This is a genomic window from Intrasporangium chromatireducens Q5-1 (assembly GCF_000576575.1).
In the GTDB taxonomy this organism is placed as follows: domain Bacteria; phylum Actinomycetota; class Actinomycetes; order Actinomycetales; family Dermatophilaceae; genus Intrasporangium_A; species Intrasporangium_A chromatireducens.
The window spans coordinates 15,424-31,210 of record NZ_AWQS01000027.1; the positions used below are offsets into that span (position 1 = coordinate 15,424).

14 protein-coding genes are annotated in these 15,787 nt (G+C 71.7%); 7 read left to right on the plus strand and 7 right to left on the minus strand.

Going from position 1 to position 15,787, the window contains the following annotated elements; all coding sequences use genetic code 11:
- Position 1 precedes the first annotated feature (1 nt).
- The 4 genes from N864_RS05480 (at position 2) to N864_RS05495 (ending at position 5,777) form a co-directional block, all read left to right on the plus strand.
- Positions 2-3,004, plus strand: coding sequence for a bifunctional [glutamine synthetase] adenylyltransferase/[glutamine synthetase]-adenylyl-L-tyrosine phosphorylase (locus tag N864_RS05480; RefSeq protein ID WP_034714371.1), 3,003 nt, complete (start codon positions 2-4; stop codon positions 3,002-3,004).
- Positions 3,005-3,104: 100 nt separating this feature from the next.
- Positions 3,105-4,367, plus strand: coding sequence for an MFS transporter (locus N864_RS05485; RefSeq protein WP_034714373.1), 1,263 nt, complete (start codon positions 3,105-3,107; stop codon positions 4,365-4,367).
- 130 nt (positions 4,368-4,497) lie between these two features.
- On the plus strand, positions 4,498-4,839 hold the full coding sequence (locus N864_RS05490; RefSeq protein ID WP_081793403.1) for a PspC domain-containing protein: 342 nt from the start codon (positions 4,498-4,500) through the stop codon (positions 4,837-4,839).
- Positions 4,840-4,946: 107 nt separating this feature from the next.
- Positions 4,947-5,777, plus strand: coding sequence for a hypothetical protein (locus N864_RS05495; protein ID WP_034714375.1), 831 nt, complete (start codon positions 4,947-4,949; stop codon positions 5,775-5,777).
- 30 nt (positions 5,778-5,807) lie between these two features.
- Here N864_RS05495 and N864_RS05500 read toward each other — a convergent pair whose 3' ends face one another.
- A complete protein-coding gene (locus N864_RS05500; RefSeq protein ID WP_034714377.1) occupies positions 5,808-6,314 on the minus strand; it encodes an FBP domain-containing protein in 507 nt (168 codons plus the stop codon).
- Positions 6,315-7,016: 702 nt separating this feature from the next.
- Entirely contained in the window at positions 7,017-8,441 is a 1,425-nt protein-coding gene (gene glnA, locus N864_RS05505) for a type I glutamate--ammonia ligase (RefSeq protein WP_034714379.1), read from the minus strand.
- 185 nt (positions 8,442-8,626) lie between these two features.
- Between glnA and N864_RS05510 the strand changes: the two genes are divergently transcribed.
- Complete coding sequence (locus N864_RS05510; protein ID WP_034714381.1) at positions 8,627-9,094, plus strand: RDD family protein; 468 nt, start codon at positions 8,627-8,629, stop codon at positions 9,092-9,094.
- Between the two features lie 21 nt (positions 9,095-9,115).
- Here N864_RS05510 and N864_RS05515 read toward each other — a convergent pair whose 3' ends face one another.
- The 5 genes from N864_RS05515 to lipB all read right to left on the minus strand — a co-directional run bounded on the left by N864_RS05515 (position 9,116) and on the right by lipB (position 13,669).
- Positions 9,116-9,847, minus strand: a complete 732-nt coding sequence (locus tag N864_RS05515) for a DUF4191 domain-containing protein (RefSeq protein WP_034714383.1) — start codon at positions 9,845-9,847, stop codon at positions 9,116-9,118.
- Between the two features lie 5 nt (positions 9,848-9,852).
- Positions 9,853-10,878, minus strand: coding sequence for a lipoyl synthase (lipA, locus tag N864_RS05520; RefSeq protein WP_034714385.1), 1,026 nt, complete (start codon positions 10,876-10,878; stop codon positions 9,853-9,855).
- A 95-nt stretch (positions 10,879-10,973) separates the two neighbouring features.
- A complete protein-coding gene (locus N864_RS05525; RefSeq protein ID WP_034714387.1) occupies positions 10,974-11,996 on the minus strand; it encodes an ABC transporter permease subunit in 1,023 nt (340 codons plus the stop codon).
- Positions 11,993-12,958: an ABC transporter ATP-binding protein gene (locus N864_RS05530; protein WP_034714389.1), complete on the minus strand. Its 966-nt coding sequence runs from the start codon at positions 12,956-12,958 to the stop codon at positions 11,993-11,995. The genes N864_RS05525 and N864_RS05530 overlap by 4 nt, the downstream gene beginning before the upstream one ends.
- 51 nt (positions 12,959-13,009) lie before the next feature.
- Positions 13,010-13,669, minus strand: coding sequence for a lipoyl(octanoyl) transferase LipB (gene lipB, locus N864_RS05535; protein WP_034714391.1), 660 nt, complete (start codon positions 13,667-13,669; stop codon positions 13,010-13,012).
- A gap of 60 nt (positions 13,670-13,729) precedes the next feature.
- Between lipB and N864_RS05540 the strand changes: the two genes are divergently transcribed.
- Together N864_RS05540 and N864_RS05545 are read left to right on the plus strand one after the other, a co-directional pair.
- The gene (locus tag N864_RS05540) at positions 13,730-14,800 is read left to right on the plus strand and encodes a Gfo/Idh/MocA family protein (RefSeq protein WP_034714393.1); all 1,071 of its coding nucleotides are present in this window, start codon (positions 13,730-13,732) and stop codon (positions 14,798-14,800) included.
- Between the two features lie 77 nt (positions 14,801-14,877).
- The coding region (locus N864_RS05545) for a serine/threonine-protein kinase (RefSeq protein ID WP_162164505.1) at positions 14,878-15,787 on the plus strand (910 nt) is incomplete at its 3' end.

Genomic DNA, 15,787 nt, shown 5'->3' on the forward strand with positions numbered 1-15,787 from the left:
CGTGCGGGGCACCGACCGGACGCGTTCTGTCGCCGGGCAACTGGCGCGCCTCGGCTTCGACGACCTGACACGCGTCCGTTCGCTGCTCGAGGACCCGGCCCTCGACCCGTTGCGCGACGAGGCCGGGGAGCTCGCCCCGGGCCTGCTCGCCGCGCTCGGTGAGACGGCCGACCCTGACCTCGCCCTCCTGGGACTCGTCCGGCTGCTCGAGGCGCTGGCGGGCACGCACGCACCGGACGACGCGGACCTCGACGCGTTCGTGGCCGAGCTGGCGAGCGACGGTGCCGGCCGGGCACGCGTCCTCGCCGTGCTCGGCGCGTCGTCGGCCCTCGTCGACCACCTCGTCCGGCACCCCGACCACTGGACCTGCGCCGCCCGGGCCGAGCCGCAGCCGGGGCAGCGGGTGCGGGCGGAGCTGGTCGGCGCGGTGACCGACCGAGGCAAGCACACGCCATACGACGCCCTGCGGATTGCCTACCGCTGTGGACTGCTGCGGATCGCGGCGCTCGACCTCACCGCGCCGGACCCGCTCACGGCCATGCCCGCGACGGGCGAGGCGCTCGCCGAGCTCGCGGAGGCGGCGCTCGAGGCGGCGCTCGCGATCGCCCGCGAAGAGCACGGGCCGGGGCACGAGGTCTGCCGGTTGGCGGTCATCGGCATGGGCAAGACCGGCGGCGGGGAGCTGAACTACGTCAGTGACGTCGACGTCATCTTTGTCGCCGAGCCCGCCGACGGTGCCGACGAGGGCGAGGCACTACGGGTTGGCACCCACCTGGCGACCGGCCTCATGCGGGCCTGCTCGACGCCCACCCAGGAGGGCTCGCTGTGGCCGGTCGACGCCGCCCTGCGACCTGAGGGCAAGAACGGCCCGCTGGTGCGCACGGTCGCGAGCCACAGGGCCTACTACGAGCGCTGGGCCAAGACGTGGGAGTTTCAGGCGCTGCTCAAGGCATGGGTGTCGGCGGGCGACCTCGACCTGGGCCGCCGCTACAAGGCCGAGATCTCGCCGATGGTCTGGGAGGCGGCCGGCCGCGAGAACTTCGTCGGCGACGTGCAGGCCATGCGACGCCGCGTCGAGCAGCACGTCCCCGCGGCCGAGGCCTCCCGCCAGCTCAAGCTCGGCCCCGGGGGCCTGCGTGACGTCGAGTTCAGCGTGCAGCTGCTCCAGCTCGTCCACGGCCGCACCGACCCGAGCCTCCGGTCCACGACGACCCTCGAGGCGCTCGGAGCCCTGGCCCGCGGTGGCTACGTCGGGCGAGACGACGCGGCCGCGCTCGACCGGGACTATCGACACCTGCGCTGCCTCGAGCACCGCATCCAGCTCTACCGGTTGCGGCGCACCCACCTGATGCCCGAGTCGGCAGCCGACCTGCGCCGGCTCGGCCGGGCGATGGGGCACCGACGCGAACCCGCCACGGCCGTCGTCGCCGACCGGGCCGCGATCTCGCGGGAGGTCCGCCGGATCCATGAGCGCCTCTTCTACCGTCCGTTGCTCGCCGCGGCGGCCCGGCTCACCCCGGACGAGGTCGGGCTGTCACCCGAGGCGGCCCGGGCGCGGCTCTCGGCGCTCGGCTTCCGCGACCCCGCCGGGGCGATGCGGCACATCGAGGCGCTGACGGCCGGGGTGAGTCGTCGAGCCGCCATCCAGCGGACCCTGCTGCCGGTCATGCTCGGCTGGTTCGCCGACGAGGCCGACCCGGACGCCGGGCTGCTGTCCTTCCGGCGGGTCAGCGACGAGCTCGGCACCACCCACTGGTACCTCAAGATGCTGCGCGACGAGGGCCGGGCGGCCGAACAGCTCGCCCACGTCCTCGCCAGCAGCCGGCTGGCCGCCGACCTGCTCATCGGCTCGCCCGAGAGCGTGCGCGTCCTGGGTGAGCCGGACGGCCTCACGCCCCGCTCGCGTGAGGCGGTCACCGCACGGATGCGGGCGGCGGTGGCCCGCCGGGACTCGCCTGACGACGCGATGCCGGCGGTGCGGGCGATCCGCCGCCACGAGCTGCTCCGGATCGTCTTCGCCGACCTGACGGGACGCCTCGACGTCGTCGACGTGGGGGCGGCGCTCTCCGACCTTGCGGCGGCCACGATCGAGGTGACCTTGGCCGTCGCGACGGCGGCGGTGGCCGAGCGGGACGGCCCGGTCGATGCGGACCTGCTCGTCGTCGGGATGGGCAGCCTCGGCGGTGGCGAGCTCGGCTACTCCTCCGACGCTGACGTCATGTACGTCCTCGACCCGCACCCGGGCGCGGACGAGGCGGTGGTCACGACCCGCGCGACGGCGGTGGTCAAGGAGATGGCCCGGCTGCTGTCGGCGGCCGGTCCGGAGCCCGCGCTCACCCTCGACGCCGACCTGCGCCCCGAGGGCAAGAACGGCCCACTGGTGCGCAGCATCGAGTCCTACCGCTCCTACTACGAGCGCTGGGCCCTGACGTGGGAGTTCCAGGCGCTCCTTCGGGCCGCACCGATCGCCGGGCCGGAGGCACTCGCTGCACAGTTCCGGCGCCTCATCGAGCCGCTGCGGTGGCCGGAGCACGGGCTGGACGCCAAGCAGGTCCGGGACATTCGCACCCTCAAGGCCCGGATGGAGGCCGAGCGGCTGCCACGCGGTGCCGACCCGAGCACGCACGTGAAGCTGGGCCGGGGCGGGCTGACCGATGTCGAGTGGACGCTGCAGCTCGCGCAGCTGTGCCACGCCCACGACCACCCGGAGCTGCGCGTCACCGGGACGTTGCGCGGGCTGCGGGCGCTCGAGACGTGCGGGCTGGTCCCCCCGGCCGACGCGGAGAGCCTTCGTGAGTCCTGGCTCCTCGCGAACCGTCTGCGCAACGCCGGCATGCTGTGGCGCGGCCGTCCGGTCGACAGCATCCCGTCCGACCTGCGGGACGCCGACGGGGTGGCGCGCATCATCGGCCTCGAGCCGGGCTCGGGGGCGCAGCTGAGTGAGGTCTGGCGGCGGGTCGCGCGTCGGGCACGGCACGCGATGGACGCGAACTTCTACCAGTGACGAGGCCGCGTGAGCCGCGTACCAGTCGTGGCTTGGCGCCATGACGCTTTCGGTCGCGTTTCAAGTCGTGCGATTGCCTGACCCGGGGTAGCGTCGTGGCGTGACGAAGGACCAGGGCAGCGCCGCGCCGTCGCTGCTTGCCGTGCTCAGGGTGCCGAAGTACCTGCCGGTCTTCCTCGTCTCCGCGCTGTCGCTCTGGGGCGACAACATCGCGCGCATCACGATCGCTGCGATCGTCTTCCAGCGGACCGAATCGCCGCTCGCGACGGCCACCACCCTGGCCGTCAGCCTGCTGCCCACCGTCTTCGGCCGCAGCCTGCTCGGGCCGATCGTCGACCGGTTCCCCTACAAGTGGGTCCTCGTCGGGGCCCACCTGCTGCGAGCGCTCTGCGTCGCAGCCCTCATGGTCCTCGTGGCGGCCCAGGCGGAGCTCATCGTGATCTTCGCGGTCCTGTTCCTCCTGGAGACGATCGGTGGTGCCGCCGCTGCCTCCAACATGGTCCTCATGACCGACCTGTTCGCCGACCGGCGCTACTACGCACGGGCGATCGGGCTCAACGCGCTCTCCGAGCAGACCAACCAGGCGGTCGGTCTCGCCGTCGGTGGCGCGCTCGTCACGTGGCTGGGGGCGGAGGTCGGGCTGCTGGCCGACCTCGGCTCGTTCCTCGTCGCCGCCCTGACGATCCTCGTCGTCGTCGAGGCCAAACCGGTCTCCGGCCAGCGGGGCAGGGGCGTGGGCGGCTTCGTCAAGGACCTGCGCATCGCGGTCGGCGACATGACCCACCATCCGGTGCTCGCGCGCTTCGTCCTGCTCAGCGTCATCGCCTGTGTCGGCATCGCGGCGCCCGAGGCCCTCGCCATCCCGATCGCCGGCGACCGGTGGTGGAGCGGGCTGCTCATGGCGGCGCCGGTGGCCGGGGCGGTCCTCGGGATCCTGCTCATCACCCGGCGCGACGTGCACTGGCAGAACAACTCGCTCATCCCGCTCGCGATGCTCATGCCGCTTCCGTTGATCGCGACGATCCTGCAGCCGCCGTTCGTGGTGCTGGCCGGGCTGTGGTTCCTCAGCGGCATGCTGCAGGCCTTCATGGTGCCGCTGCAGGCGACCTTCACCCTCGTGACCCCCGAGGCGCTGCGTGGGCGGATCTTCAGCCTCGCCGGGGCCGCTTCCGTCGGGGCAGCCGGCCTGTCCTACCTCGGCGCCGGGTGGCTCGCCCAGCACACCGGTCCGGCCGCGGCGGTCACGATCTGCGCCGGCCTGTGCCTCGTCCTCGTCGCGCTCCTGGGGCTGCGCTGGCCCGACGTCATGGTGCGCCAGGCGGTCGATGCCGCCTACACCTCATCGACCGCCCGCGCGGCCTGAGGCGGCGCGGGGCCAACGCGTCGCAGGGAGCCTGACCCGGAGCGCCCGAAGCGGTCCTCAGGGCCCGCTCAGGGACGGATCGGGGCGGAACCTGATGGTGCCGTGGGCCACCGCGGAGCAGTGTTGAGGCATGACCCCGACCCAAGTTCCCAACCCTGACTTCGACACCACCGGCGCGGCCTCCAGTGAGGTGACCCCAGCGGCCTCACCGGCGGAGCGGGCCCAGCCCGTCTTCCGCTGGCTCCGCAGGCAACCGCTCCGTCGCAGCAGCTCCGACCGCTGGCTCGGCGGTGTCTGCGGGGCACTGGCGCAGCAGCTCGGCGTCTCCGCCACGGTCGTCCGCGCCGTCGTCCCCCTCCTGGCACTCGTTGCTGGCAGCGGGGTGGCCGCCTACCTCGTCGCCTGGCTGCTCCTGCCGAACGAGGACGGCCGGATCCTCGCCGAGGACCTGCTTCGGCAGGGACCGGCGTGACGGGCCCCCGCGGCTGACCGCGGGCTCCTGGTGGAGTGGCGGGACCTTCGTCACGGCACCAGGGGGCTGCGGTGGCGTGGGCTGGAGGGCAGGAGGAGGTGCCCTCAATGAAACCGGCAGATCTCTCGGAGGAACCGACCCGAGGTGGGCGACACCTCGGGTGGCTGGGCCTGCTCACCACCCTGCTGACCGGGGCCACCTTCGCGGTCGCCTACACGACCCCGCCGCGCTCCGGCCCGCTGTGCACGACGGGTTGCATCCCGCCGCCCTACACGGATGCCGCCCGGTTCGTGCCCCGTGACTACCTGTGGATGTACCCGGCGATCCTCGTGACGATGCTCATCATCGTGCTGGTGGCCGCCGTCACCGTCCACCCGACGTCGCCGGGGCGTGGGCTGCTGGGTCGGGGATCGCTCGTCATGGTCGGGATCGGTGCGGGCGTGCTCATCCTCGACTACGGGATCCAGCTCGCGGTCGTCCAGCCGATGCTGAGCCTCGGTGAGGCCGACGGGCTCGGGTTCCTGACGCAGTACCACCCCCACGGCGTCTTCATCGGGCTGGAAGACATCGGCTACACCGCCCTCGCCGTCGGGTTCCTGCTCGCCGGAGCGGGACTGACGCCCGCCCGACGGGCCGAGCAGGTGATCCGCTGGGTCCTGGGTCTGGGCGGCGGCATCGTCGTCGCGGCTCTCGCGGTCATGGCGCCGATGTACGGCAGCGACCTCGCCTACCGGTTCGAGCTCGTCGCGATCTCGGTGACCTGGCTGGCCGTGGTGCTCGTGGGTGCGGCCCTCGCTGTCGCACACCTGCGGAGGGCGCGCCCAGCGAGCTCACGAGGGGCGCCCCCAGCGGAAGCGAGCCCAGCGGCATACCCATCGAGTGCCCAGGAGGTGCGCGGCCAGCGGGCAGAAAGCCTCCACGGCAGCGGCACGTCCTGAGCACTCGCCGGGGGGTGCCCGCGGTCGCGGTCAGAGCGTGGCCGCGACCTCCTGGACGAAGCGGGCGGCCCGCTCCCGCAGCCCGGCGATGCGTTCCTGCACGATGAGGTCGCGCACCTGCTCGGGGTCGGTGCCGGCTTCACTGCTGGTCGGCGGGCGTCGCACGTTGCGTGAGCACGAGAAGTCCTCACACACCAGCGTTCCGATCGTGTTGCCGGCACGGCCCGCCGAACCACCCCGTCGAGCGACATACATGGCCGCCTCGACGCTGGCGAGGTCGCGGCACCAGGCGCAGAGCGCCTTGCGGCGGACCATGGTCTGGTTGGCGGCGCCGGCCCGCAGCATGATGCCCGTCGGCTGCCCGTCGAGCTCGAGGACCACGTAGGCCAAGAGGGGTGCCTTCCGGTCGCGCCAGCCGAGGTAGTCGAGCCGGTCCCAGCTCAGCTCGGCCAGGTCAGGGAGCGCTGCCTGGGTCGTCTCGCGCTTGGTTGTGTTGATGAATGAGGTGCGAAGCTGCTTCTCGGTCAAGGGATTCATGGTTCTTCTCTGCTTTCGGTGCGGCGGGGCCGCAGGGGCCGGTCACCGTTCTCGCGCCATGGTCGTGGGCAGCCTGGGTAGCACGACAGGACGACGCCCAAGTCGACGGGCGGGGGACCAGCACGCGGCCGGGTGGGCGGGGAGCGCGCCGACTCGCCCGGCACCGACCGTGAAGCGCGTCGTCCGCAGGGCGTGGCGACGCAGGGCAGGGTGTCAGGTGGTCCGGACGCGGGTCCGGCCGACGGCTGAGCAGGCCAGAGCGGCCACCTCGCAGCCCGCGGCGATGTCCGACACCCGCTCGCTCCTCGCATCCTGTGGCCGCCCCTGTGGCGACCGCAGCATCGTACGTGCTCCGTGGCGGCAGCTCACACCCATTTCGGGTGTGGGGGTCGAGACGGGGCGGGGCGCCAACGCCGAACGGCGACTGACCAGCACGACGTCCAGAGACGTTCTCGCAGGTCAGCCGCCGTTCATACGACTACTTCCTCAACGTTGCTTCGGCCCCCAACCTCCGCTGCGTCGTCGTCAGAGGTCGAACTTTCGCGACCTCTTCCTCGACTCCGCTCCGGCCGGGCGCCTCTCTTGGCCGTCGCTTCCTCGACTCCGCTCCGGCCGGGTGCCTCGCAAGCTCGGCCCCCAACCTCCGCTGCATCTTCGTCAGCGCCGAGCAAGCTCGGGCCCCCAACCTTCGCTACATCGTCGTCAGAGGTCGAAGTACATCTCGAACTCGTGCGGGTGCGGCCGGAACCGGATCGGGTCGACCTCGTTCTTGCGCTTGTACTCCACCCACGCCTCGATGAGGTCCTTGGTGAAGACGTCGCCCTCGAGCAGGTACTCGTAGTCGGCCTCGAGCGCGTCGAGCACCTCCGGCAGTGAGGCCGGCACCTGCTCGATCCGCGCGTGCTCCTCGGGCGGCAGCTCGTAGAGGTCCTTGTCGATCGGCTCCGGCGGCTCGATCCGGTTGCGGATCCCGTCGAGACCGGCCATCAGCTGGGCGGCGAAGGCGAGGTAGGGGTTCGCCGACGGGTCCGGCACGCGGAACTCGATGCGCTTCGCCTTCGGCGAGGTGCCGGTGATCGGGATGCGCACACACGCCGAGCGGTTGCGCGCCGAGTAGACCAGGTTCACCGGCGCCTCATACCCGGGCACGAGACGGTGGTACGAGTTCACCGTCGGGTTCGTGAACGCGAGCAGCGACGGCGCGTGCTTGAGCAGGCCGCCGATGTACCAGCGGGCGAGGTCGGACAGGCCGCCGTAGCCGCGCTCGTCGTAGAAGAGCGGCTCGCCGTCCTTCCAGAGCGACTGGTGGGTGTGCATGCCGGAGCCGTTGTCACCGAAGAGGGGCTTCGGCATGAACGTCGCGGTGTGGCCCTGTCGCCACGACGAGTTCTTGACGACGTACTTGAACTTCATCATGTCGTCGCCGGAGTGCAGCAGCGTGTTGAAGCGGTAGTTGATCTCCATCTGGCCGGCAGTGCCGACCTCGTGGTGGCTGCGCTCGACGTTGAGGCCGACCTGCTTCAGCTCGGTGCAGATCGTGTCGCGGAAGTCGGCGAAGTGGTCGACGGGGGAGACGGGGAAGTAGCCGCCCTTGTAGCGCGTCTTGTAGCCGCGGTTGCCGCCCTCCTCGACGCGCCCGGTGTTCCAGGCCGCCTCGATCGAGTCGAGGTAGTAGTAGCTGGCGTTCGACTTCGTCTCGAAGCGCACGTCGTCAAAGACGTAGAACTCGGCCTCGGCGCCGAAGAAGGCGGTGTCGGCGATCCCCGTCGACTTGAGGTACTCCTCGGCCTTCCTCGCGATGTTGCGAGGGTCGCGGCTGTACGGCTCGTCGGTGAACGGGTCGACGATCGAGAAGTTCATGATGAGCGTCTTCGCCGTGCGGTACGGGTCGATGTACGCGGTGGCGACGTCGGGGACGAGCTTCATGTCGGACTCGTGGATCGCCTGGAAGCCGCGGATCGAGCTGCCGTCGAACATCTGGCCCACGGTGAAGAAGTCCTCGTCGACTGTCTCAGCCGGGATGTTGAAGTGCTGCATGACGCCCGGCAGGTCGCAGAACCGGATGTCGATGAACTGGACGTCCTCGTCCTTGATGTACGCGAGGACCTCTGCGGCTGAGCTGAACATCCAACCTCCTGAAAGGGGAGAAGGCGGCGACCCGGTGACGGGCACGCGCCTTCGTGCTGACACGCACAGACCTTACGGGGTCGCCGTTTCCCGGCCATGACCCGAATGTTTCGTCGGCGTTACACGGACACACGGGGGCAAGCCCCCGTGGACCCCCAAAACACAACGGCACGTACGCTGGTCGCGTGGTGGATCGCAGGGACATCGGCTCGTGGCTCGAAGGGCCGCGGGCGCGCACGAGCGCGCCGGGGGAGTACCACGGCCAACGACTCGGTATGCCGCTCAGCGGGCCGGGCTCGATCGCTCACTTCGGTCGTCGGCTGGTGGGCGTCGTGATCGACTGGCTGCTGTGCCTGCTCATCGCCAACGCCCTGTGGGGCGTCGGCTGGCAGGAGACCGGGGGGCGCAGCTTCATCCCACTGGCCGTCTTCGCCGTCGAGAACCTCCTGCTCGTCGGGACGCTCGGGACGACGATCGGTCACCGCGTCGTCGGGATCCAGGTCCGCAACGTGGCCGGAGGCCGGGCCCACCTGCTGCAGGTGGTCGTCCGCACCGTACTGCTCTGCCTGGCCATCCCGGCGCTCATCTGGGACCGGGACGGGCGCGGCATGCATGACCGCGTCGCCAACACGGTCATCGTCAACGTGCGCTGACGCGGCCCACGCCGACGCGGCCTACTTGCCCCGAAGCGCCCTCCGGTCCATCCGGGCCCGCGTCGGGTCGATGCCCTGCGGGATCGGCGGGCGGATGCCGCCGAGCGCCTTGAGACGCTTGTTGACGAGGGCCATCTCGTCCTTGGTGATCGTCGGCTTGAGCCGCTGCACCTTGGAGGCCACCTTGCTGAGCGGCACCTGACCATCACCGGACCCGACGATCATCGTCGTGACCGGCACGCCGGGGGCGACGCGCTCGACGCGCTTCTGCTCCTTGGCGAGCAGCTTCTGCACCCGGCTCGTCGGGCCCTCACCGACCAGGACGACACCGGGTCGGCCGAGCGCCCGGTAGACCATCGCGGCCGAGTTGACGTCACCCGGGCGGGCGACGTCGGCGGCCACCGGCTCGCGGTCGGTGTACCAGCCGCGGCGGATCGAGGTGAGCGCAGCTCCGGCCGCGCCGGCCTGGCCCTCGATCGAGCGGTAGGCGGCGCGTTCGGCGCGGCGGCTCATGATGATCGTCGCGACGAGGATGCCGAAGAGCACCCCCATGATGCCGAACAGGAGCGCGCTGTGGAGCACGAACCCGATGATCAGGAAGACGGCGACCGTCCCGAGGAAACCGAGCAGCATCCAGCGCCCGATGTTGGGATCGGCCTGCCTGGAGACCGTGTAGACCTGCTTGATCTGGGAGAGGCGGCCCTGCTTCTTCTGCGAGGGCGCGCCCGAGTCGCCGTCCGTCTTCCGTGCCATGAGGCTCAGGATACGGCTCGGGCGTGGGCGGCCACCAATGCCGCCGCTTCCTGGCGGGCAGGCGACTCGGCCGCCTCGGCCAGGTGGGCGAGGTGCTCCGGGATCGGGCGGCCCCACTTGGCCATCGCGGACGCCCAGAGCCGGCCGGCGCGGTACGACGAACGCACGAGCGGTCCGGCCATGACGCCCTTGAAGCCGAGTCCTTCGGCGACCTCGGACCAGTGGACGAACTCCTCGGGCTTGACCCACCGGTCGATCGGGTGGTGCAGCTTCGACGGGCGCAGGTACTGGGTGATGGTGAGGATGTCGCAGCCCGCCTCGTGCAGGTCACCGATCGCTGCCTCGATCTCGCTGTCGGTCTCGCCCATGCCGAGGATGAGGTTGCTCTTCGTGACGAGCCCGGCCTCGCGCGCCATGGTGAGCACCCGCAGGGACTTGTCGTAGCTGAAGGCCGGTCGGATCCGCTTGAAGATCCGGGGGACCGTCTCGAGGTTGTGGGCGAACACCTCGGGTCGGGCGTCGAAGACCTGTCCGACCAGCTCGGGCTGGGCACCGAAGTCGGGCGGGAGGATCTCCACGCCGGTGTTCGGGTTGAGCAGGTGGATCTGGCGGATCGTCTCGGCGTAGAGACCGGCAGCGCCGTCGGCGAGGTCGTCGCGGGCGACCCCCGTCACCGTGGAGTAGCGCAGCCCCATCCGGCGCACCGACTCGGCGACCCGGCGCGGCTCGTCGAGGTCCAGGGGCGCGGGGCGACCGGTGGCGATGTCGCAGAAGTCACAGCGGCGGGTGCACGTGTCGCCGCCGATGAGGAAGGTCGCCTCCCGGTCCTCCCAGCACTCGAAGATGTTGGGGCACCCGGCCTCCTGGCACACCGTGTGCAGCCCCTCGCCCTTGACCATGGACTGCAGCTCCGTGTAGGCGGGGCCCATCGTGGCCGTGGTGCGGATCCAGGACGGCTTGCGCTCGATCGGGGTCTCGGCGTTGCGCGCCTCGACGCGCAGCAGGCGACGGCCCTCGGGTGCGACGGTCACGTGGTCTCCTCCAGTGGCGGCTGTGCTGCCCGCCAGCCTACGCGGCAGGGCTGGCGGCCACGAAAAGGAGGTGAGCGGCATACCTGCGGGTGGACTCAGCCGACGTCGCGGTGGCGGAAGACGGCGAGCGCTGCGATGACGCCGACGATGGAGAGCACGAGCAGGTAGACCCAGCCGTGGGTGTAGGTCACCCGCATCGCCTCCATCTGGCACCCGTTCGGGGTGCACGCCTCGGCGAAGTAGGTCGACCCGCGCTCGACGAACGCCTCGAGGTTCTTCAGGGGCAGCCAGGGTGCGAGCCGGCCGTGCGCGAGCGCCTGCGCGAGCACGCCCTCGACGACGACGCCGTAGCCGAGCACGATGCCGACGACCGCGCCGGTGTTGCGCACGAGCATCCCGAGGGCCACGCCCGCGGCGCCGGCGGCGACGGCGACCACCAGGCAGCGGATCAGCAGCTGGGTGATCGACTCGTCCGCGGCGGCGGTCGGCAGCTGCAGGGCAGGATCGGGCTGGTTGACGCGGCTGACCAGCCAGGCGCCGACGGCCGTCAGGCCCAGACCGACGGCAGCGACGCCGGCACCTCCGGCTCCCGCGGCGAGGAGCTTGGCCGAGGCGACCCGCAGGCGGCGCGGCTCGAACGTGAGCCACGTGCCGAGCGACCCCGACGAGTACTCCGCCCCGATGAAGCTCGCGCCGAGGACGAAGGCGAGGAAGGCATACAGGTAGGCGTTCGTCGTGGCGAGGCTCGCCGTCAGGGCACCGGCCTCGGGCGACTCGAGGCCGAACTCCGCAGGGGTCGGCGCGGTCAGTTGTGCGCACCCGAAGTCTGCGCCGGCGTCGCCGCTCTCGCGGGCCTGTGCCTGGGCCTGCTGGCAGTCCTTGACCATCTGCGGGAACTGGGCGACGGTCTGCCGGTAACTCTGGACGCGTTCGGCGATCGTGTCCGGCGCCGTCGACTGGTACGCGCCGTAGAGGGTCATCCCGGTGAGGAGGACGGCGATCGCGAGGGCCACCTTGGTGAGGCGCCGCCACCACAGTCGCCGCAGCTCGACGCCGACGAGGGCCCCGTAGGGCACTCCGACGCGACTTGCTGGGACGGTCGACACGGTCAGCGTCATGCGCCACCTCCGGGCAGCTCGTCGGGCGAGGCCGCGACCGGGGCCTCGGGGGCGGCGTCGAGGCCGCTCTCGCTGGTGAGGCGCAGGAACGCGGACTCGAGGTCGGGCCGCATCGGCGTCAGCTGGCGCACGAACAGCCCGTGCCCGGCGAGGAGACGGGTCACCTGCTCGCCGTCCTCGGTCGTGACCCGCAGGAAGGCACCCTCTTGCTCGGTGGGGAGGCCGGCGTCCTGGAGCACGGCGGCGGCGCGCTGGAGGTCGGGTACGCCGACGCGGAACTGGGTGCTGCTACCGAGCAGGTCGGCGACCCGCCCCTCGGCGAGCAGCGTGCCCCGGCCGATGATCGACACCGTGTCGGCGACCTGCTCGACCTCGGCCAGGATGTGCGAGCTGACGAGGACCGTCTTGCCGCGGTCACCGAGGGCCCGCATCGTGTCCCGGATCTCGCGGATGCCGGCCGGGTCGAGGCCGTTCGTCGGCTCGTCGAAGATGAGCAGGTCGGGGTCCTTCAGGAGGGTGGCCGCGATGGCCAGTCGCTGCTTCATGCCGAGCGAGTAGCCGGCATAGCGGTCGTCGGCGCGCTCACGCAGGTGCGTGGCCTCGAGCACCTCGTCGATCCGCGTCCGGGGTGTGCCGATCGCGTCGGAGAGCAGGCGCAGGTTCTGCCGCGCGGTGAAGGTCGGGAAGAACTTGGGGGACTCGACGATCGCCCCCACGCGCCCGATCACGGCGGGCAGCTCGACGGGGACGCGGTGGCCGAAGATCCATGCCTGTCCGGAGTCCGGCCGGAGGAGGCCGAGGAGCATGCGGATCGTCGTGGTCTTGCCCGAGCCGTTGGGACCGAGGAAGCCGTGCACGCCCCCGGCCGGCACGGTCAGGTCGAGCCGCTCCACGGCCGCCCGGCGCGTGCCCCGCCGGAGGTAGGTCTTGCGCAGGCCGATAGTGGTGACGGCGACGTCCATGGGCTCCCCCCGGCTGTGGTTGTTCGCAGCGTAACGGGCAGGAGCGGGGGATCAGGGCTGGGCGCGCCGGTTCGGTCGCAGGGTCGGCAGGATGTCGGCCAGGTGCTTCTCGACGTGCGGCAGCACCTCGAGGACCGGCACGTCGCGATCGAGCTCGCGCGAGAGCGAGGTGACCCCGGCGTCGGGGATGCCGCAGGGGATGATCACGTCTCCCCACGACAGGTCCGGGTTGCAGTTGAACGCGAAGCCGTGCATCGCGACCTGGCGGCTGACCCGGATCCCGATCGCCCCGATCTTGCGCCGCGGTCCGCGGTCGTCGGCAGCGATCCAGGTGCCGCTCTCGCCCTCCGAGCGTCCGGCCGTCACTCCGAAGTCGGCGCAGACCCGGATCATCATCGCCTCGAGCGCACGGACGTAGCCGACCACGTCGATCGGCGCCGGAAGCCGGACGATCGGATAACCGGTGATCTGGCCGGGCCCGTGCCACGTGATCTTGCCGCCCCGGTCCACGTCGATGACGGGAGTGCCATCCTTGGGGCGCTCGTGCGGCTCGGTGCGCTTGCCGGCCGTATAGACCGGCGCGTGCTCCAGGAGGTAGACGGTGTCGGGTTCCTCGCCGCTCACGACCTTGGCATGGGTGTCGCGCTGGATGCCCCAGGCCCGCTCGTAGTCCACGAAGTCGGGATCGAGCCCGAGGTGCACGAAACGCATGGCGTCAGGGTACGCCCGCCCCGCGGGATGGCTGTCCGCTCGTTGTGCCAAGGTGTTCGTATGCCGCTCACCCCGTCCCGCTCGTCGGCTCCCCTCCGCGTCGGGCTGGTGGGCTACGGCACCGCCGGCCGTGGCTTCCACGCCCCGTTGTTCCCGCGGGCCGGGCTCGCCGCAGTCGCGGTCGCGACGGCGAACCCGACCCGGGTGGCCGAGGTCCACGAGGACCTGCCGGAGGCGGAGGTCGTCCCGGACCTGGACGCGCTGCTCGAGCGGACCGACCTCGAGCTGGTCGTCATCGCCTCCGCGACGGCCGTGCACGTCGAGCAGGCCGAGCAGGTGATCGAGGCCGGTCTGCCACTCGTCGTCGACAAGCCGCTCGCCATCGACGCCGACGCAGCCCTGCGGCTCGTCGACCTCGCGGCGCAGAAGGGCGTGCCACTGACGGTCTTCCAGAACCGGCGCTACGACCCGGAGCAGCGCGGCCTCGCGGCCGTCGTCGAGCAGGGCTCGATCGGGGAGATCTGGCGGGCCGAGTACCGCTGGGACCGTTGGCGTCCGGTGCGGCGGGACCGGTGGCGGGAGACGGCGTCGCCGGAGGAGGGCGGCGGCCTGCTCCTCGACCTGCACACGCACCTGATCGACCAGGCGGTGCTGCTGCACGGCGAGGTGGAGAGCGTCTACGCCGAGCTTGCCAGCCGGGTCGCCGTCGCCGAGGACGACACGTTCCTGGCCTGCCGGCACACCTCCGGCGTCGTGAGCCACCTGTTCGCGAGCGCGGTCAACGGTGCCCCCGGCCCCCGTGCCCGGCTCGCCGGGTCCAGGGGTGCCTACGTGATCGGCAAGCAGGTCGACGACGTCAGTGCGTTCACCGAGTTCGCGAACCACGGTGACGCGGTCGGGTGGATCGTCCGGGGGGACGAGCGCGAGCCGGGACCGGTCGTCGCAGAGGCCGACGAGGCGGACTTCTACCGGGGCGTCGCAGCGGCCCTGCGATCGGACGACCCGCAGGCCGGCATGCCCGTCGACCCTCGCGATGCGGTCCACGTCCTCGCGGTGATCGACGCGGCGCGCACCAGTGCGCACGGCAACCGGGTCGTCGAGGTCGTGACGCCGGGTGAGAGCCCGAACTGACCGCCGGCTGCTGGGGTCGGCCGTCGGGCTGTGGATGACGCACGACGGGGGCCGTGGAACCTTGCCACGATGGTCAGGTGGACCACGACCCTGACGACCACCCGGAGGTGCCGGGACACCGCCTGCTCCATGTGATCGGGGCCGGCTCGAGCAGCGTCGTCTGGGCCGGCTCCAGCCCGAGCGGCGAGCCGGTGGCCATCAAGGTGCCGCGGGCCCACCCCGATCCGGTGAGCCAGCATGAGGCACAGATCGAGCGGCAGGTCCTGCTCGGCGTCCGACACGACCACCTCGTGTCCCTGCGCGACGTCGTTGCCCTCGCGGACGGCCGGGTCGCGCTCGTCTTCGACCTCGTCGTCGGAGCAACCCTTGCCTCGCTCGTCGCCAGCCGGGGGCACCTGCGTCCGGGCGAGGTCGTCACCGTCCTGAGCCCGATCGCGGAGGCGGTGGCCGCTCTGCATGCAGCGGGCGGGACGCACTGCGACATCTCGCCGGGCAACATCATGCTGACGACCGAGGGACGGCCGGTGTTGATGGACCTCGGCGCCGCGCGCATCGCGGGCACGGGCGGTGGAGCCGTCGTCGGCACGCCAGGGTTCGTGGCGCCCGAGGTGCGGTCGGGTGGCGCGCCGACCGAGGCGAGCGACGTCTTCTCCCTCGGCGCCGTCGCGTGGTTCTGCCTCACCGGCAACGGCGCACCCGACACCTTCCTGAGGCTCTCCGACGAGACGGTCATCAGCCACACCGGTCCGCACCTGGCAGGTGTGATCGGCCGGTGCATCGACCCCGAGCCCGAGGTGCGCCCTTCGTCGGCCCAGCTGCCCAGGCTCGTGTTCGACGCAGTGGCGCGTGAGCCGCTCGAGGTGGTTGTCGGGGCCGACCAGGCCTCCGCCCTGACCCATCGGATCCGTGCGGAGGCGGCGGGCGCTCAGCCGCCCACGCCGGACCGGCCCCGGCCGTGGTTCCGTCGGCGGCCCGCGGCGCGCCCTG